General features: G+C 55.2%; 10 protein-coding genes and 2 pseudogenes. 7 read left to right on the forward strand and 5 right to left on the reverse strand.

Annotated features, from left to right (window positions below; translation table 11 throughout):
* Window positions 1–1,006 precede the first annotated feature (1,006 nt).
* The 3 genes and pseudogenes from ACRWA7_RS29560 to ACRWA7_RS29570 all read left to right on the forward strand — a co-directional run.
* A pseudogene (locus tag ACRWA7_RS29560) lies at window positions 1,007–1,917 on the forward strand (IS110 family transposase); the annotation flags it as partial.
* A 16-nt stretch (window positions 1,918–1,933) separates the two neighbouring features.
* Window positions 1,934–2,230 (forward strand): annotated as a pseudogene (locus ACRWA7_RS29565) (transposase); the annotation flags it as partial.
* Window positions 2,231–4,409: 2,179 nt separating this feature from the next.
* Complete coding sequence (locus ACRWA7_RS29570) at window positions 4,410–4,865, forward strand: hypothetical protein (RefSeq protein WP_157766713.1); 456 nt, start codon at window positions 4,410–4,412, stop codon at window positions 4,863–4,865.
* A gap of 746 nt (window positions 4,866–5,611) precedes the next feature.
* On the opposite strand, the gene ACRWA7_RS29575 is transcribed toward ACRWA7_RS29570, so the two are convergent.
* The 5 genes from ACRWA7_RS29575 to ACRWA7_RS29595 all read right to left on the reverse strand — a co-directional run bounded on the left by ACRWA7_RS29575 (window position 5,612) and on the right by ACRWA7_RS29595 (window position 12,384).
* Window positions 5,612–5,791 carry a hypothetical protein gene (locus ACRWA7_RS29575; protein ID WP_157766714.1) on the reverse strand — a complete coding sequence of 60 codons (180 nt, stop codon included), beginning with the start codon at window positions 5,789–5,791 and terminating at the stop codon, window positions 5,612–5,614.
* Between the two features lie 1,381 nt (window positions 5,792–7,172).
* Window positions 7,173–9,041, reverse strand: a complete 1,869-nt coding sequence (locus ACRWA7_RS29580) for a polysaccharide biosynthesis protein (RefSeq protein WP_438394080.1) — start codon at window positions 9,039–9,041, stop codon at window positions 7,173–7,175.
* Complete coding sequence (locus tag ACRWA7_RS29585; protein ID WP_438394083.1) at window positions 9,031–10,056, reverse strand: MraY family glycosyltransferase; 1,026 nt, start codon at window positions 10,054–10,056, stop codon at window positions 9,031–9,033. Before ACRWA7_RS29585 ends, ACRWA7_RS29580 begins: the two co-directional genes overlap by 11 nt.
* 9 nt (window positions 10,057–10,065) lie before the next feature.
* Window positions 10,066–11,025, reverse strand: a complete 960-nt coding sequence (locus ACRWA7_RS29590; RefSeq protein WP_438394084.1) for a UDP-glucose 4-epimerase family protein — start codon at window positions 11,023–11,025, stop codon at window positions 10,066–10,068.
* A 213-nt stretch (window positions 11,026–11,238) separates the two neighbouring features.
* Window positions 11,239–12,384: a glycosyltransferase family 4 protein gene (locus ACRWA7_RS29595; protein ID WP_438394087.1), complete on the reverse strand. Its 1,146-nt coding sequence runs from the start codon at window positions 12,382–12,384 to the stop codon at window positions 11,239–11,241.
* A gap of 878 nt (window positions 12,385–13,262) precedes the next feature.
* Between ACRWA7_RS29595 and ACRWA7_RS29600 the strand changes: the two genes are divergently transcribed.
* Genes ACRWA7_RS29600 through ACRWA7_RS29615 form a run of 4 tightly spaced genes read left to right on the forward strand, consistent with a single transcriptional unit; the run spans window position 13,263 to window position 18,320 of the window.
* Entirely contained in the window at window positions 13,263–14,678 is a 1,416-nt protein-coding gene (locus ACRWA7_RS29600) for a mannose-1-phosphate guanylyltransferase/mannose-6-phosphate isomerase (RefSeq protein WP_438394089.1), read from the forward strand.
* A gap of 54 nt (window positions 14,679–14,732) precedes the next feature.
* Complete coding sequence (locus ACRWA7_RS29605) at window positions 14,733–15,575, forward strand: ABC transporter permease (RefSeq protein WP_438394092.1); 843 nt, start codon at window positions 14,733–14,735, stop codon at window positions 15,573–15,575.
* Window positions 15,565–17,010: an ABC transporter ATP-binding protein gene (locus tag ACRWA7_RS29610; protein WP_438394095.1), complete on the forward strand. Its 1,446-nt coding sequence runs from the start codon at window positions 15,565–15,567 to the stop codon at window positions 17,008–17,010. Before ACRWA7_RS29605 ends, ACRWA7_RS29610 begins: the two co-directional genes overlap by 11 nt.
* Complete coding sequence (locus ACRWA7_RS29615) at window positions 17,007–18,320, forward strand: hypothetical protein (protein ID WP_438394096.1); 1,314 nt, start codon at window positions 17,007–17,009, stop codon at window positions 18,318–18,320. The genes ACRWA7_RS29610 and ACRWA7_RS29615 overlap by 4 nt, the downstream gene beginning before the upstream one ends.
* The last annotated feature ends 24 nt before the right edge of the window (window positions 18,321–18,344 follow it).

Here is an 18,344-nt window from a genome sequence, read left to right on the forward strand (position 1 = left end):
CCTCCGCCCGCCGGATCATCGCGGACAATGCCTGCGTGACCCAATTAATGCGATGCGATTGTTCGTGCTCGTCAGTACGTCTAACTCGATCTGTAGTCCTATTGAAATATCTTAAAAAATCTTTATATGAATACGATTGCGTCCTACTGATGGTGAGTGCTTGATGAAACCGACACGAGGCGACGACGTTACGTTCAAATAAGGCGAGGCATGAAGCGGAGGCAGAAACATGATTTGTGCGCATTGGAAGAAAGATTTATTGGTGATAATCCATCTTCTCGGCTTGGCGGCAATGTCAAGGTGACGACAGCACGCCAAACCTGCAGTGGCCTGCGGCACTCGCGTCTTTGGATTGAATCACTCATCGCCGGCCACGGCCGTCGTCGTTTTTATTTTTTCTCGTCGCTCATTGCCCACCGTCTCAAGAGGGCAATCGGATTGCATGCCGCGACTGTGCATAGTCCGCGATTTTTTTTGGATGTACGCCAGTGCGCCATGTATTCTGGAAGCGGAATATCGCGTGCAGACGTCCAATTGCGCATCCGCCTGTGCCAACGTCGTCGAGGGCGGCTTTCTTAACACCCATCCGGATACTTCGAGCGCAAATGTCGATAGCCCGTCATAGCTGGCCTTAGCGGTTCAGAGACTTGGATGCGGCTGCTGGGGGGAATCGAGCGCCCCTTTGCACCTTGCGTGGTTTGAAAGAGGCGACACCCTGATCGCCGTACAGGGTCTTTCTCACAAAGACGCTATAAAACGTATCTCTTTTGCAGCACCCGACCGGTCAAAATAGATGACGGACGCCCGGAATGCCCGAAAAGAGTTTTCCAGATTTTTTATTTTGTTATCCGGTGGGTTTTCCGAATCTTCTTGTTTATAATCAAACACTTAGAAAAAACAACGTGCCGCGAGACCCTGAGTGCCGATCAGGGTCTCCTGAAACCCAGATCACCATACGCGTCACCCGTCCGGTCAAGCCGTTACCTCAACGTCATTTGCCAATACTGGCGAACTTGCCCGGGTAGGCATTGAGTGCACCGGGACGTATGGAGCGGGCCTGCTTCGATATCTACAGCAGGCCGGCGTGACGGTGCTGGAGGTGACGACGCCTGACAAAAGCGACCGCCGAAAACGCGGCAAGGACGATACCCTGGATGCCCAAAACGCAGCCCATGCTGCCTTCGCCGGGGTTCGCACAGTAACTCCGAAAACCCGCGACGGCATGACCGAGTCGTTGCGGGTGCTGAAGGTTTGCCGTAAGACGGCAATGAGCGCGAGACGGGTTGCGCTGCAACTGATCCAAAACACAATTGTTTGCGCGCCTGACGAGTTGCGCGAACCACTACGTGCGATGACCCGAATGCAGCTTATTCGTACGTTGGTCGCTTCGCGCCCGGATCTCTCCGACTACCGAAACCTGGCCTCGGCATATCGGATCACCCTGAAGTGCCTCGGGCGACGCTATCTTGAACTGCACGATGAAATCGCCGATCTCGACGTCATGATAGCGGCTCTCGTCGACGAGCTTGCACCTGACCTGATATCTCGTGCATCGATCGGCTACGAGTCCGCTGCGCAGTTGTTGTTGACCGCTGGCGACAACAACAACCGTCTCAAGTCAGAGGCGAGTTTCGCTGCGCTGTGTGGTGTGAGTCCAGTGCCCGCGTCATCTGGGAAGGTCACACGACACCGGTTAAACCGAGGCGGCGATCGGGCAGCCAATAGCGCCTTGTACATATTGCCATTGGTCGGTTGAGGACTGACGCTCGCACCAAGGCTTATGTCGCTCGGCGTATCAGCGAAGGTCACTCAAAGCTAGAAGCCATACGATGCCTCAAGCGCTACATCGCGCGGGAGGTCTACTTCGTCATTCGACAGCGTAACAGTGAGATTGCAAAGACTCAAATTTCCACTTGACCTTTAGAAGGGCGTCCAGGGCAGCCAGTTCACAGCGACAGCGTTCACCGAGGCTGTACTCAGCCGGGGCATCCGCTTGTCCATGGACGGCAAAGATGCCTGGCGAGACAATGTGTTCGTCGAGCGCGTGTGGCGAAGCGTGAAATATGAAGAGGTGTATCTGAAAGCCTATGAATCGGTCGGCCACGCCCGGCGCTAAATCGGCGATTACATCAATCTGTACAACCAGAGACGACCTCATTCGAGTCTGGAAGACCGCACGCCGGATGAGGCATACTTCGCGACGCTGCCTGCGATCAAATTGGCAGCATGACTGCCCCGGACGTTACACTTAAAAATCTCTGAAGACTGTCCGAACGAGCGAGGCCACCTCTTTTCGCTCGGAAAAGGATATGTTTTTCCATAGCTTTCTCAATTACCCCTTATACGCCGTATAAGGGGTCTCGGGAAAGGCAGACCATCGATTGGCGAAGGAACGCGAGGCGTGAGATTCGTCCACTTTGGCTAGCGTGCACACAAGTGTGTAAATTGCACACCGAGCGTGATTGTGCCCGAGACAGCAGATTAGAATGCCGGGCCACGACTATCTCGTGCTGAGAGCTTGACGCGCGATCGGCCCAGATCTATTTCTTCGGGGCTTGCTTTAGTGTTCGGTGCTCGCGAACGCGCTAGGAAGATATCGAGAGAACCGCACATTCTGCATCCGGCGGGCAAACCAACGAAGCGCACGACGCCACCCATGCCGTACAAGGTATGGGAGGTGTAAGCGCGCGGGATTGTCCAGATGAACGAATGAGCAAATCCGAGGTTGCTTTATCGGCAACCTCACGACCGCCTCGCCCGCAATTCGATTTGCGGGCTTTGGCAATGATGACCGTAACCGGTATGGGTGGGTCAAGTGGTGCGGCGTTTTGAGCGTGTTGTGTCCAGACCGCACCACGCTAGAAATCCTGTCAATCCCTATAATATTCAAATACTTATTAATTTTTGCACGCAAAAACTGACCACATCATGATGTGTTCCAAAGTGGTGCAGACCGTTCACTTTGCATCTGGGCCATTACAGTGCTTGTCATTGCGTGGAGAGCTTAGGATGAGCCGTAAGGCTGGCTTTGTGAATATTTCCAAGGGGCAACTCTTTGCGGAGCCTGTGCGCGGCGTGAGGATATCACCCTAGGTTACGGCGCGGGCATTGCGCAAACGGCGGCGCGCATTTCCCTGTCGTCAGACGTTCGAGATAGCGGATCAAGAATAAACGGCGCGTCAACAGCGGCACTTACGTGCGGGTCAAGTCACGAAGGTACCAACCCAGTGGGCACCAGATTTCATTGACTTTGTCTAGGCTCGTGGCCCGACCTTTTTTGAATGCCTCCTTGTGGGCACGCTCGGCGGCACGCCATATTTCGCGCAACGTCGAGCGCGTCCCTCCTCGGCTACAAACGCAGCGAAGATAAGAGCCTCGGTTAGTGACTGGCTTACCGGCGAGCCGCGCGATAATCTACGAGCGCTTGCAGTGCAAGTGCGCATGCCGCGATGGAGTTTGGCCTCCCAAGTTTGGATTGGGAAAAGCCTTGGGTTGGACTGCACGCCCACACTGCTTGAGCAATGCGCATGAAAGGGAACAGTACAGGCCATCTCGGGAGGGTCGATCGTATGTGCGGGCTACTAGACGCGTGGCGTTTATCTGAAGGGTTGATGTCAACCACTGTCAGCGGACGGCTATCAAGCGGTGGGCGCTTTTGCCGGACAAATATCCACAGCTTTCTCCGACTAGCACTTTTTTTAACGAGCGATTTCGCTATAAAAACAATACCTTACGGCGACGCCGTTTTTTTATGGGTTATATGCCGTGTGGGGGCAGCTTCAAACTAGCCAAATTAAGCGCGTCTGCCGCACCGAAAACGTAATTAAGTTAAAAAAGCACGTCACATGAAGCCAACTACGCGGCCACAGCCACATCGGCGGATAACAAACAGGACGCACACAAGCCAATCTCGCTTCCGCTTATTTACAAGCATCGACTCAAGCCTTCGCACACCAAGATGTGGGTAATCATGAGGTATAAGGGGGCTGAAAATTGGGCTAGTAGGACCGCGCAGATCGTCCGCCTTCGGTATGCCGAAGTGCCAAAATCGATGATTCGACGAGAAAGGCATGTGGTTTTTGCGAGCTTTGCAAACTAAGACACGTCGTCGGAACTCTATACTCTGTGAATCCCCGCGCTGACGCGCATCGAACTCCGGCGAAGCTTTTACGTCTCGTCACTCGTATTTTAAGCAATCTTTTAGATGGTATCGACTGAAGCTCCCAGCGACTAGGCGACAGCGGAAGTGCGCTCGTTGCGACGATCCTGCAGTCGTCGCTCCGAAGATTTATCTCTTGTAATTGGCCAGCGCTTCAGCTTTTTTTCCGCGCTATGTAATTTGTAGCGCTAACCCCGCGGGAGAACTCCCGTCGGGGAGAATGCTCGCATTTCCGAAGAGGTTTAACGTAATGAAGCTTGTTCCAGTGACGATCCGATATTCATGCGGCACTATCATTAAAGACCGCGTTTCGCTGGACCCAACGACCCGCGAGGTGCATTTCAGCTCCCGCCTGACAGTAATCTTTCTAGAAATGGCGAAAACCGAAGCCGCACCCTTTATCTCGATCAGTTTGAGCGGGCACGATTTCTCAGTGGTCCAAGGCAGTGACGGAAAACATATCCTCGCGCGCGAGAAAGATCGGATTCATGTCGAAGGATTTCGATCAATCTTCGCGCCTAATCGACCCCAGCGGCACTCAAACGGGCACCTGGCCCATCTGCTTAGCGTCGCCTCGTTGGCGGGGGCCTGCTGGAGCGCAGCTTCTGTAACGAATTGGAATCTCGCCGCAGTTGAGGATGTCGCTAGTTTCTTGATTTGCGCTGCTCTTCTTGGCATCGCAGGTTTTTACTGCAAGAGGGATTAACGATGAACTTTTCTATTGGGGTGATTGGTGCAGCAGCTTTAATAGCTTTATTTTTCGGATGGACTTCTCACAACGGTCGCAGGATCGAGCAGGACCATCGGCGACGAGCGCGTCAAGAAGAGTAGCGCCCGTTTTTGTTACCGCCAATAGGTGAATTAGAACGCGCCGCGCCCTGTACGGGCGCGGCTTTTTTTTAGATGTCCCGCGCCCAAATCCAAAACATAATATATCCGTTCCCGGCGTCGCGTCGCTGTACGCAAACCCAGCAACTGAGACGGCAGAAATATCACTACCGCATTTCCCGAGGGTTGCGCACGCCGCTTTGTAGACAGACGCTTTCGGCGCGGTCGTGACGGCAGCGATACCATGGGTTTCATGCCTGCCGCCAAGAGCGGGGTAATTTGCTTACCGGTCAACGGTTTTTCGATAGTTTAGCTATCATTCCCACGATTTGGCCAACGCCCTACTACAAGAAAAGCAGGCGCTGGCTGAACATCATCCTTCTCTTTCTAGATTATCGATTCACCCAATAATGCAAGATGATCATGACCTTGAGCAATAGGCGAATGAAGATGAGTGTTGGTCGACCTAGGCCGATCGCGAGATACAGACCGCCCAAAGAAACTAGCATAAGCGAAACTGTGAAATCGCTTTTAGGGAAACAACCGATATCGACCGCGAAAATCACATAGAACATCACGGCGAGAATCACGCGGCGAACGATCCAATGTAGTCCTATAAATCTACTATACATTGTCGCCCCCGCCCTTACGATGCATGAGCGCCGCACGCCGGAATAAAAATGCGGTTTCTGACGTGGCGAAAATCGCTGCGACAAGAATCCAGAATCGAATGCCGCGAGTCCAGTCAAGCTCGCGAAGACTTGTTAGTAACGTCATAGTGTTGCTCCAGTCGATGGTTGACATCGGGTGCTCCAATAGCAGACCCGATTTCTTCATCGTCGCAGGCCACGGCGAAAGTCAAGGCTGGAACAAGTACGGTATAGAGGCATCTTTTTTGAATCCCGATTAGTCGACGCGTGGTCGCAAACCTCGACAAATTCATGCGTATTTAACAAATCGAAATATCTAATAGATAGGATAACTAAATTTTTTAAATATCGACGAAGTTCCCGCGCAGCTCAACCAGCTTTGAGAGAGATAAGAATTATCCTAACCGTGGGAATTTTTTTATGGAACGGGAGACGGCAATTCAGCACGAAGATGGGCACCGCCTTATAAGGTTCAACGACACCTTCCTCCTTTGTTTTGCATAACGAAATTTCCGACACAACCTGATTCAGTGTGAATTTTGTTTAGGTTAGCGAAGATGCAATACACCACTTGACGTCTGTTATCTCAGCAACATCACGTGCGACGCAAAAAGATGAAGTGGGCACAGAGTTCTATCACTAGCGGGCCCTCGCAGCGAGCGCTGCGTTAGCGGCATTAGAAAGGAGACGTATTAATACATATAGCCGTGATGCTCTGACGGGGACATTCTGAGTGGACGACAGGGTACTTCCAAACTATTTCTGAACATTTTCGAAAATTTGAATGCGTAAATGTGCGTTTCGTCGACCACTGCAGGGCAGTGTTGATGATCGAGGATCACCCGTCTTCACCGGCTGGCCTCTGGACTCATCGCAAGACGCAGTCCAAGACTGACCCGGTCATTACGTGATAAGTGACAATTACAGCGAGCGCCAATAACATAAGTAGTTCAACCGCGAGCTTACGGCGAAGGCGATATGCGGCACGTACGTACTCGAAGGGCGACATAGGTTTTCCATCCGGTTGTTTTCGTTCACCATATGGAGAGCCGACTTATGATGTCCCGTCCAATATGAAGTCAAGTATTCAGAGGCTGCTACCAACGTTGCGAGAAACTAGGTCGTAGCCCTGACACTTTTCGGAGATCCTTGCCAAATCCCGGAGCTAAGATGCTGTCGAGTGCCTTTTACGGTAGCTTCCTTTGAAACCTCTACGAAAAAAATCTCCGGCGCTTTAGCGTTGAGTAGTGACCTATCAATCGGGACTACATAATATCTACTATATCCTCAGGTCCATAATCGAACTCCGTTGACTTTTTGATGAAGGGCTTTACTAACGCGAGCGAGCCGATGGACGGGGCTGCGTCGAAAAGAAGGTTGCATGTCCCCGACGATGCGGACTTTGTGGAAAACGTCCTAAGTAACGTGCTGGGGCGCCTTACGGTAAAACAGAGGTGAGTAGGATCTGAACAGACTCTCCCTAGCGGCTAAGCCTGCCGAGCCTGGACCTTATCGAAATCGCATGCGGAGGTGGATTACCGATTCGCAGACTGAATCGATTGCAAGACCGGCTGCATAGACGTTTGATATTCAGGCACCCAACGCCGCAGGTCACGACGCACTTCTTCGTCGGCCAACACGCGATGCTGCATTAGCCACGGCAGCAGTTCATCGAGAAAATGATCAGCAACTCCGCGCGCTTGCGCGATGCGTAATTTTGGATGCGGTGTACGGGTGGTGGTCTCGTCATCGGCGAGCAATTCTTCGTACAGCTTCTCGCCTGGGCGCAAACCCGTGAAAACGATTCGGATCTGCTCCTCCGTGAAGCCATATAAGCGAATCAAATCGCGCGCGAGATCCACGATCCGCACCGGCTGGCCCATGTCGAGAATAAAGATCTCGCCGCCGCGCCCCATGCTCGACGCCTGCAACACCAATTGCGCGGCCTCGGGGATCGTCATGAAAAAGCGCGTGATTTCCGGGTGTGTCACCGTCACCGGTCCACCCTTCGCAATCTGCTGCTGGAATTTCGGAATCACGCTGCCCGCGCTGCCTAGCACGTTGCCAAATCGCACTGTCTCGAACTGCGTGCGCGGCGCGGTTTGCTGCAGCGCCTGGCACGCCATTTCCGCAAGCCGCTTGCTCGCGCCCATAACGTTGGTCGGGTTGACGGCTTTGTCGGTGGAAATCAGCACGAAATGGCTGACTTGATGACGAATTGCCGCGCGCGCCACCCGTAATGTACCCAGAACGTTATTGCGCACCGCGGCCCATGCATTCTGCTCTTCCATGAGCGGTACATGCTTGTACGCCGCCGCGTGAAACACAATATGCGGCGCGAAGCGCGACATGGTCTGGTCGAGCAGCAGGGAATCCTTGGCGTCGCCAATAACTGGAATCACCGACAATTCCGGGAACCGCTCATGCAACTCTTCGACCAGCAAATACATCGCGTATTCGCTCAGGTCGTACGCAACCAGTTGCGCCGGCGAAAAGCGCAGGATCTGCCGACACAGCTCCGAACCGATAGACCCGCCCGCCCCCGTCACCATGACCACGCGGCCATGCAGCAGTGCTTCCACGTGCGGCATGTCGATCTTCACCGGCTCACGGCCAAGCAAATCTTCAAGGTCGATTTGACGAACGCGCGAAAGGAACGCCTGGCCTTGCGTGAGCACGGTTAGTGCGGGCAAGACCATCGCCTTAACACCCGCGCGTACACACATTGTCGCGACGCGGCGCTGGGCACCGACTGATGCGGAAGGAATCGCGATGATCGCGGTATCGGCTTTGAGCTGTTCGGCCCAGAGCGGTAATTCGCCAATTGATCCCAGAACCTTATGACCAAGGATTTCGCGGCCGCACTTGGCGGGGTCGTCGTCGAGAAGGCCGACAAGGCGCCATTCGCTGGAACGCGCGAGTTCGCGCACGAGGTTCGCGCCGGCGGTGCCGGCGCCAAGCACGATCACCGGCTTGCCCTTGCCGATCAGCCCGCCGTAAAGATAAAACTCCTTCACGGCCCGATACAACGCGCGCGAGCCGCCCGTTGCCATGAACAGCAGCAACGGCGACACAATAAGAACTGACCGCGGAATGATAGGCAACGGCTGCAACATGGCCGCGCCGATCACCACTATCAGCGCCCCGCTCGCGACGGCTTTCGATATCCGCATGAGGTCTGGCAAGCTCGCGAAGACCCACATGCCGCGATACAGCCCGAAAATGCGAAACATCACCGCATAGATGACCACGACCCACACAAGCGCGGTGATGGCGCCGTGCCAGAAATCGTCGGGAACCGAGCCATTGAAGCGAAGGGAATACGCAGCGAGCCACGCGACGACCACCGCTACGACATCGAATCCAAATGCCGCCAAAGAGAGCCATGAAGGCTTAATTCGCATCGTTATGCTTATCTTGAGTGAGGGTGAATTGCCGCCAACGGCGGTCGATCTGCCAGCCAACCATCGCCAGGGCACCGTACCAGGCCCCGAACAGCACCCATTGGACTGCAAGAGGCACGTGAAGTGCTATGAGTGCCGCCCCGCCACTTCCCAACATAAGCAAGTAATACGCCACGGCAACCCGGACATGGCTTCCGGTCATTTGCACCAGCCGCTGATAGTAATGTTCGCGATGCGCCAGCCACACCTTTTCACCCCGCGCCAGGCGGCGGCCAAGCGTCACAGTGGCGTCGACGACGAATGGCGCGAACGCCATCGCCGGGAACCAGATAGGCCACGCGCCGTGTTGCCAGCCCCAGAAACCCAGCGCGCCGGCGAGGAAACCGAGCGGTATGGAACCTGCATCGCCTAGGAATATCTTGGCCGGATGAGAATTAAAAATCAAGAATCCGATACCCGCCCCCGCGACACCCGCTGCCGCAGCCGCCAAAGAAGGCTGAGCCGCAAGCGCGGCAACCGCATAAAAACCGAAGCCCGATACCGCCATGCCGCCGGCCAGCCCGTCAGAACCGTCCATGAAATTGTAGAGATTGACTACCCAGACCAGGGCAACTACCGCGAGCAGCGCTAGCCACCAGGCGGTATCGACGGTGCTCCAGGCGATCGCCGCGGCGACCACCAAGACATGAGCCGCAAAGCGGACGCGTGCCGGCAAGCCACGCCGGTCATCGATCTGGGAAATCATGCCAAGCAACAACGCGCCGAAAGCAATCAGGCGAAAATCGGGTGCATAGAGAAAAATGGCCAGCGCTAGCGCGGGCACTACGCCCCATCCACCTACGCGTGGCGTGGGACGAGTGTGCAGAGAGCGGTCATTCGGGATATCAGTGGCCAACTGCCACGCCAGCCCGGTCTTAAGTAACGTCCACAAAATGACCGCACTCACGCACACGCCTATGAGTACGCAAATGAACGCGTCGGCCACCGTACCGGCGTGTGACAAATCAAGCTGCATGCGGATGTCTCAATGTGTCGAGCGATACCAGGCCGCCGTCAACGACAGACCTTCCTCGGTCGAATAAGGCGGGCGCCAGTTCAGGACTTCGCAAATCAGGCTCGTATCGAGTTGCAGGCTGCTGATCAGCCGCTCCACTTGTTCTGTCTTGTGGATCAGCGTGCCCGCGAAGCGAAGCCACGATGCCGGAACGGCCAAGAGCCGCGCGGGCGCGTTCAACTTCGCCGCCAGCATGCGAGCCAGTTCGGTTACCGTGAGGTCGTGGGTATCTGTGACGTTGAAAGTGCGGCCGGCTGCGCGCGGATCAGTTGCGCACTGGATCAGAACGTGGGCGAGATTCCCGACAAAAATCATGCTTCGCCGCGCAGGAATTGCGCCGAGGGGCAATGGAACGCCCGCGGCGATCCCGTGCATCAACCGAAGGAAGTTGGCCCGCACCCCGGGGCCGTAAACCAGGGGCGGCCGCACGATCACGATTTCCAGACCGCTTTCAACACCATACGCAAGCAACGCCTGCTCGGCTTCCAATTTAGACACGCCGTAAGGGTCATTCGGAGCGGGTTGGTCGAACTCGCGGAGCGGTCGGCCATGATCGCTGTCGCCCACCGCCTTGACGCTACTGACAAAAACAAAGCGCTGGGCGCCAGCCGCATGGGATGCTTTTGCAAGCCGCAAAGTCCCTCTGACGTTAGTCTCCCGGTACGCGGCCAGCGGGTCGGTAGCAGTGTCCTGCATCATGTGCACGCGGGCGGCGAGATGAATGACCGAGCCGCATCTGTAGCTTGGAGGCCAGCTATCCTCGATGCCGGCAAAACCGTCCCCTTCAAGCACCCATTCACGCACCCCCAGCATATCTGATTGCGGACGCCGCACCAGACCGATGACGTCATCGCCTCGTTCGATCAATGCTTTTACTACTGTGCGCCCAACGAATCCGTTGGCGCCCGATACGAGGACGGCAGCGCTCATGGACACCCTTCACGGCCACTGCGGATGCTACGAGACGCAGGCGGAGGACAACAGGACCTGCTGGCATTGGTACTGAAACATGGCATCGATAGACCTCAGTTCTGTAGTATCCCGAAAGGCTGCTTTGCAAACGGCCGGAAATAACTGCGATGATCTTCGAGAGTCTATCAAGCGGCATTGACTATAAGGTAACCACTGCTCTCATTTCGTTACCTATCGTTTCGGCGCTGCCACTGCATCTTCGTAAAGCTGCAGCAGATCGCCTGCACTCCGCTGCCAGTCGAACTGCCCGGCCCGCTTCACGGATGCAATGCTCAGTGCGTCCCGCTCGTTGCGATTCGCTACAAGTCGAAGCATGGCTTGCGTCCAGCCATTTGTGTCCTCGGGGTCCAACAGGATTGCAGCATCGCCAGCTACCTCGGGTACCGAGCTCGAAGTGGTGGTGATAGTCGGCGCACCAAACTGCATCCCTTCGAGGACCGGCAGTCCGAAGCCTTCAAACAGTGACGGGTAAAGATTCGCGTAGCAGTTCCTGTATAGCCAGATCAACTCTTCGTCCGTCACATAGCCGGTCATCACGACCTGCGCTTCAATACCAAGCTCGGCCAGATGCTTCTGGAAATCCTCCATGAGCCAGCCCTTGCCACCGGCCAGCACGAGAGGCATGGGCTCGCCGCCAGCTTCGAGATAGTCAGCGTAGCTTTGCGCCAGACGCCGCTGGTTCTTTCTGGGCTCAACCGTACCCACATTCAACCAGAAACCCTCCGCCGGGATACCGTCGAGCGCCTTTGGGCGCTTGCCCACCGCCGATGAATCCGCGAAGCGCGAACACGGATAGATCACGCGGATTCGATCTTCCGGGAAATGCGGAAAGACCTTCAGGTAGTGCACACGGGAAGCTTCGGAGATCGCCACGACCCAATCGGCCGTGACCGATGAACGAAAGACGCCCTCAAAGCATCCAAGCCGGTTGGCCTCGGTGGTCCACGTTGGGTCGATGAGAAAACCCATATCGTAGAACGTGTAGATCAGCCGGCTTGACGTCATTTGCAATGGCGACCAGAAGTTGTTCGAATGGACGATATCGGGCGAGCCGATTGACTGCTCGGCGTCCGCGCTGGTCCAGAATGCGCGTGCGGTCTCTCGCGTGAGATGGCGGGGACCATACTCAACGCTCCTTCCCGAATAAGGATTCATGACCGGCATCAGGGCGTCAAAGTAGAAATCGCCGAAGCTCGGATAAAGCGAAAAATTGTGCTCAGGCGCGATGTTGATCATGGCGTGGGCCAACGCATGCGCAAAATAACCGCAGCCAGCCTTCCCGGAACCGGTCTGCGAAATATCAAATCCGATGTGCATTCTCAAGTCCTGTTGCACGGCTGATCCCAGGCACGAGTGGCCCGACGATCTTCTTCCGAAAGCCTTAATAGCTTCAATCGTGCGTTTTCGTTTTTATGTGTAAACCCGCGCAAAACAACTCTAGGTACGTACCTGCGGCGCTGACCGACCACGGGGGACACGATGCGGCAACCAGCAAGCGACGCAAAGCGTGGGTACGAAAGCATCTGTTGCCGACCAGTACCGCGGCTGATTTTACCGCAGGTAACTATTTTAGAAAGAATTACGCAATGGCGCCAGCAAGTGTTGTGCGGATTGCAATCTGCGCAACTTTTAAGCAAAGAGAGATCGCAGTTAAAGCAAACAAGATTTTTTTTGTTACAACTGAGACGTAACTGAGACGTTTCTGAGTGAAATCCGACGTCTACAGAGCGCCCGGAATTGCCGGGCTCTAATTGCGTTTGCTATACTCCAAGCTTAGTCAGCAAAGGGTGTTAGCGCGAAAACCGATGCGGGAAACGCCCCAGCGAGTTCGCCCGACCCGTTTATTGTGACACGCGCCGGTCGTTGGCCGCGCGCGGCTGGCAAGTTATCGACCCGTTAATCCGGTGCGCTGCACTGCCCCGCTGGATCTCGAAATGCTGCGTCCCTTTTGTCAACGCTCCACTGGTCGCATGGCTGAATGACCGTTCAGCACACAATCCTATGTCTTATTAAACGACGCGGGCTGCGTTGGTCGCAAAAGGAACTTTCCATCATTACCCGTTCCCCAGTTATATCGCGCGTACGCGGTCTTAAGCGACGACCGGCGCGCTCGATAGTGAAAGTGCATCTGACTTTGTCCCTCGATCAATAAGCACATTTACGGCGTACAGCCAAGAGACCTACTAAGGACGTCCATGCAGTTAATTACGACCATTCTTTGCGGCGGCGCTGGCTCCAGATTGTGGCCCGTTTCGCGCGAACTTCACCCAAAACCGTTTATCCGACTGGCGGACGGACAGAGTCTCTTGCAAAAGGCTTTCCTGCGGGGTGCACAGCTTTCAGGGTTGACGGAAATTTTGACCGTCACGAACCGTGAATTGCTGTTCGCCACGCAAGATGAATTTCGCGAGGTCAATACGACCGGGATACCAGTGTCTTTCGTGCTGGAACCTTGCGGGCGCAATACGGCCGCAGCCATCGCGATTGCCGCACTGCAAGTCGCCGAGAAACACGGCCCGGACGCGCTCATGCTGGTGCTCGCTGCAGATCATGTGATCGCGGACCAAGCGGCGTTTGAGAAGGCCGTACGGACGGCGAGCCAACTAGCGGCATCAGGCAAGCTGGTGACCTTCGGCATTCATCCTGATAGCCCTGAGACGGGTTATGGCTACATCGAGGCGGAAGGCAACACGGTGATTCGATTTGTCGAAAAACCATCAATCGAGGTAGCTCGGGAATATGTGGACTCTGGGCGCTTCCTCTGGAATTCGGGCATGTTCTGTTTCGCTGCGGGCGCAATGCTGGCGCAGATGAAGCTGCACTGCCCGGACATTCTTGACGCCACGGCCGCTTGCGCCAGGCAGTCGCGGTCGGCCGAAGGCAAGGGATACACCCAGTTGGAGCTGGACGCCAACACATTCAAGCTGGTGCCGGACTTGTCGATCGACTACGCCATCATGGAGAAGTCTGATCAAATCGCTGTTGTTCCGTGCAATGTGGGCTGGAGCGACATCGGCTCCTGGACTGCGCTAGGTAATCTGGACGAGCCGGATACAAACGGCAACCGAATCCAGGGCGACGTGCTCATGCACAACACCCACAACTGCATCATCCACAGTAATGACCGGCTCATGGGCGCGGTTGGCGTGGACGATTTGATCCTGATCGACACCCCGGACGCGGTTCTTGTCGCTCACAAGTCAAGCGCCCAGGACGTCAAGCAGATCTACTCACAGTTGAAGGTCAAGGGCCATGAGGCTTACCGTCTGCACCGGACGGTGCACAGGCCATGGGGCACGTATACCGTTCTCGAGGAAGGCAACGATTTCAAAATCAAACGCATCGAAGTGAAGCCGGGGGCGAGCCTGAGCCTGCAAATGCACCATCACCGCAGCGAGCATTGGATCGTCGTGCGCGGCATGGCGAAGGTGGTGAATGGCGACGCGGAACTGCTCATCAATACCAATGAGTCCACCTACATTCCTGCAGGCCACAGACATCGGCTTGAAAACCCGGGCATCCTGAGCCTCGTCATGATCGAGGTTCAAAGCGGACCGTACTTGGGTGAAGACGATATCGTCCGATTCCAGGACATCTACGGGCGCACCTGATAATCGCAGTACGGTCGAGCAACGGCATCTCGCCGGGGCTTGCGGTTTCCATTATTGAGGCCGATTAGTTTAATGAGTGATAAATACGCTGCATCACCAGCCGCGATGCTGAGAAGTCTCGCACAGCACCGGCACTTGCTGCGTGATCTAGTGAAGCGGGACTTCATTGGTCGCTACAAAGGCTCAATGCTCGGTGTCGTCTGGTCGCTCTTCAATCCGCTTTTCATGCTGGCAATTTATACGTTCGTTTTCAGCGTGGCATTCAAGGCACGCTGGGGTGGTCACAGCGATGAAAGCAAGGTCGCTTTCGCCATTGTCTTGTTTTCGGGAATAATCGTTCATACGTTCTTTGCGGAATGTCTGAATCGTTCTCCGGGGCTTATCACTGGCCACGCAAACTATGTTACGAAGGTAGTGTTCCCGCTCGAAATGCTGCCTTGGATGGCATTGCTTTCAGCCTTGCTGCACTTTCTCGTGAGCTTCGCCGCGTTGATCGGATTCTGCCTAATTTCCGGCGCAACACTACATATAGAAGGCTTGCTGATTCCGATCGCGCTAGTTCCTTTGGTCCTGATGATCCTTGGCTTGTCATGGATTCTTGCGTCGCTGGGAGTGTACTTGCGAGATCTGTCGCAAGTGATTGGCATGCTCGTCACGATATCAATGTTTCTCGCGCCGGTGTTCTATCCAATCGAATCGTTGCCTAAAGCATATCAGGGGTTCCTGATATGGAATCCGATTACCCTGCCTGTGATCCAGGTACGCAATCTACTACTGTGGGGGAAGTCGTTTGAGTGGCAAGCATGGGGCATCAGCCTCATAGCAGGCCTCGTCGTTTTTCAGACGGGATATTGGTGGTTTCAGAAATCGCGTCGGGGTTTCGCTGATGTCGTCTAAAGAAATTGTCATCGATATTCAGAATCTCAGCAAACGATACGAAATCTACAAGACGCCGCGAGACCGACTCAAGCAGCTCGTCCTTCCGCGCTTCTTCCGAATGATCAATCGGACCATGAGTGCCTTCAGACTCTCAAAGCTCAAGCCACCGCCGCATTATTTCCGCGAATTCTGGGCGCTGACCAATGTTTCGCTACAAGTGCGCGCGGGAGAAACGCTCGGGATCGTTGGCCGGAATGGCAGCGGCAAAAGCACGCTGTTGCAACTCCTCGCGGGAACGCTAACGCCCACAAACGGCAGTGTTGCGGTCAACGGGCGTATCGCCGCCTTGCTCGAACTGGGCAGCGGCTTTAATCCAGAGTTCACCGGTCGCGAAAATGTGTTTCTAAACGGGCGGATTCTCGGACTAACGCAAAAGCAAATAGAGGAGCGGTACGATCAGATAGTCGACTTTGCCGATATTGGCTCGTTCATCGATCAGCCGGTCAAGACCTATTCGAGCGGTATGTTCGTGCGCCTTGCGTTTGCAGTGCAAGCACACATCGACGCATCGATCGTAATCATTGACGAGGCGCTCGCCGTGGGCGACGTGTTTTTCACACAGAAGTGCTTTGCTCGTCTTCGCGAACTGGTGGACGGTGGCGCTGCAGTGGTTCTCGTGACGCACGATATGGCAACGGTTACGCAGTTCTGCACGCGCGTGCTAGTACTCAACAATGGCGAGGAGATGTTTAGTGGGGAGCCCGTACCCGCCATCCGTCGTTACATGGCGCTCCAACGTGATGCGGTGCCAGGCATCACGGCGCGTACGCGAATTGCGGAGAAGTTGAAACTGCGCGGCGATCAAAAGCCGGCCTCTCGGGGTTTCGACTGGCCTTCCGACGACGCTTTTTTCGAAACCGACAAAGTGGATATCGTAGGTACCGGGCAGGCAGAATTCATCGGGGTAGCGCTCTGCGATGAAACCGGTGAAGCGGCACGCGTTTTCCAAATGGGCGACACGGCCGACTTTTTTGTCGAATATCGGCTGCTCAGGGATATCGACGTTCCAATCCTCGGGGTTACGATCGCGAATGAAAAAGGCTTGCTTGTTCATGGCAAAAACTCTATTCAGCATAAACTGAATGCGCCGGACTCCGCACGCGTTGGACAAACGCTGCGGTATCGGCAGCGCATTGCGCTTGATCTCGCACCGGGGGAATACAGCTTTGTAGTTGGACTGGCGACCACCGATGCCGACACATACCGGCACAGCGAACATATGTCTCACGGCGACCTGTCTAACTCGATACACCGCGTACTCTCTGTGGGTAATGCGGGGACTTTTACCGTCGGCCTGCGCCGCGACGGGATCGCGTTGACTCATCACGGTCTCGCGAACCTACCTGGCGCGTGCGACCTGTTTGTTACAAGCGTTGAGAAGGAAGGCACATGATAGAACTCCATGCTGATCAAATTCGATTCGAATCTAGTTCCGTGGTTGATCCAGTAGGCAAAGTCTTCCATTTCGACAACCGGGTTTTCCGAGCCATCTCCCCGGCCTATGCCGGTTTTGTGAAGGACACAATCGAGCTAGCTGGAAGTCAAAACCTGTTCGATGAAGGTCTGGTACCTACTTGGCCGAGCGACTTCACTATAAAGGGCTCGCCGCTCGTCATTGAGCATCAGAGGGTTCCGTTCGTGACTTTGCGTGGAGAATGGTGCGGCGAAGCGCTCCGCGAGGCGGCGCTTTGCATATTAAAAGTAAGTGCGGCTCTGCTCAAATCGAACCTCTGCCTAAAGGATGCGCATCCGTGGAACGTTTTGTTCGATGGATCGCGGCCGTACTTCGTGGACTGGGGATCAATTGCGCCCGTCAAGGAGATAAACTGGTCGCTTTGGTACAAGCAGTTCAGACAGTTCCTCCTCGCACCGTTGCATGCGTTTTCCATCGGGCATGCTCCAATCGCCCGCGCGATGCTGCGGGAACACAAGGTAGGCGTCGGCAATCAGATCATCGAACAACCTTTTTTAGTTAACGAGCCTGCCGAAGCGAACGCGATCGCACACGCGGCGTGCGAGGCGCTAACAGCCCAGACGTTCGAGGCGCTTGCGGACTATGTCGCCAACCTCGTGCTGCCACATGTCGAGGGCGAATGGTCGGCCTACGCACAGCCTCGTCTGTCGAGTCTCGTAGACATGTCATCGTTGCGTGAAAAAGACCGCATTGTTCATCGGATACTTGAGGACGACCAGGGCAGAACCCTGATCGATATCGGCACTAACAATGGTTTGCACAGCGAACTTGCGGCTTCGCTTGGCAAACGCGTGCTCGCCTGCGACATCGAGGAAGCGTGCTTGAATGCTCTGTATTCGCGGACTCGTCAGAGCGGAGCAGACATTCTTCCATTATTCCATGATTTGCTTTGGCCAATAGGCACATCGGGAATTTTTAACAGTATCCAGGGAGCGGAGGATCGTCTTTCATGCGACACGGCGATGGTCATGGCGGTCACGCATCATCTGGCGTTTAAGCAGCGGGTATCCTTCGAAGGAATGGCGGGCGCCATTGCGCGACTAGCGAAGCGGCGCGCGATCGTGGAGTTCGTTCCGGCCGACGACGAACACGTGGCGCTTTGGTCGCCTGAGCAGTTGCCTTGGTACACGCTTGACAACTTTATCAAGGCGCTGAGGCTGCACTTTCGGACCTATTCGATCGTACCGTCCGACCCCCATCCGCGGTGCATCATCCTGCTCGAAAAGTAAACACTATTACCAGGCAACCCTCGA

The sequence above is a fragment of the Caballeronia sp. DA-9 genome, from assembly GCF_051615025.1.
GTDB classification, from domain to species: Bacteria; Pseudomonadota; Gammaproteobacteria; order Burkholderiales; family Burkholderiaceae; genus Caballeronia; species Caballeronia sordidicola.

Bases quoted from the DNA above. Each gene is read 5' to 3' on its own strand.
- ACRWA7_RS29570 (WP_157766713.1), top strand. From the start codon at position 4,410: ATGAAGCTTGTTCCAGTGACGATCCGATATTCATGCGGCACTATCATT.
- ACRWA7_RS29575 (WP_157766714.1), bottom strand. From the start codon at position 5,791: ATGTCAACCATCGACTGGAGCAACACTATGACGTTACTAACAAGTCTT.
- ACRWA7_RS29580 (WP_438394080.1), bottom strand. From the start codon at position 9,041: ATGCGAATTAAGCCTTCATGGCTCTCTTTGGCGGCATTTGGATTCGAT.
- ACRWA7_RS29585 (WP_438394083.1), bottom strand. From the start codon at position 10,056: ATGCAGCTTGATTTGTCACACGCCGGTACGGTGGCCGACGCGTTCATT.
- ACRWA7_RS29590 (WP_438394084.1), bottom strand. From the start codon at position 11,025: ATGAGCGCTGCCGTCCTCGTATCGGGCGCCAACGGATTCGTTGGGCGC.
- ACRWA7_RS29595 (WP_438394087.1), bottom strand. From the start codon at position 12,384: ATGCACATCGGATTTGATATTTCGCAGACCGGTTCCGGGAAGGCTGGC.
- ACRWA7_RS29600 (WP_438394089.1), top strand. From the start codon at position 13,263: ATGCAGTTAATTACGACCATTCTTTGCGGCGGCGCTGGCTCCAGATTG.
- ACRWA7_RS29610 (WP_438394095.1), top strand. From the start codon at position 15,565: ATGTCGTCTAAAGAAATTGTCATCGATATTCAGAATCTCAGCAAACGA.
- ACRWA7_RS29615 (WP_438394096.1), top strand. From the start codon at position 17,007: ATGATAGAACTCCATGCTGATCAAATTCGATTCGAATCTAGTTCCGTG.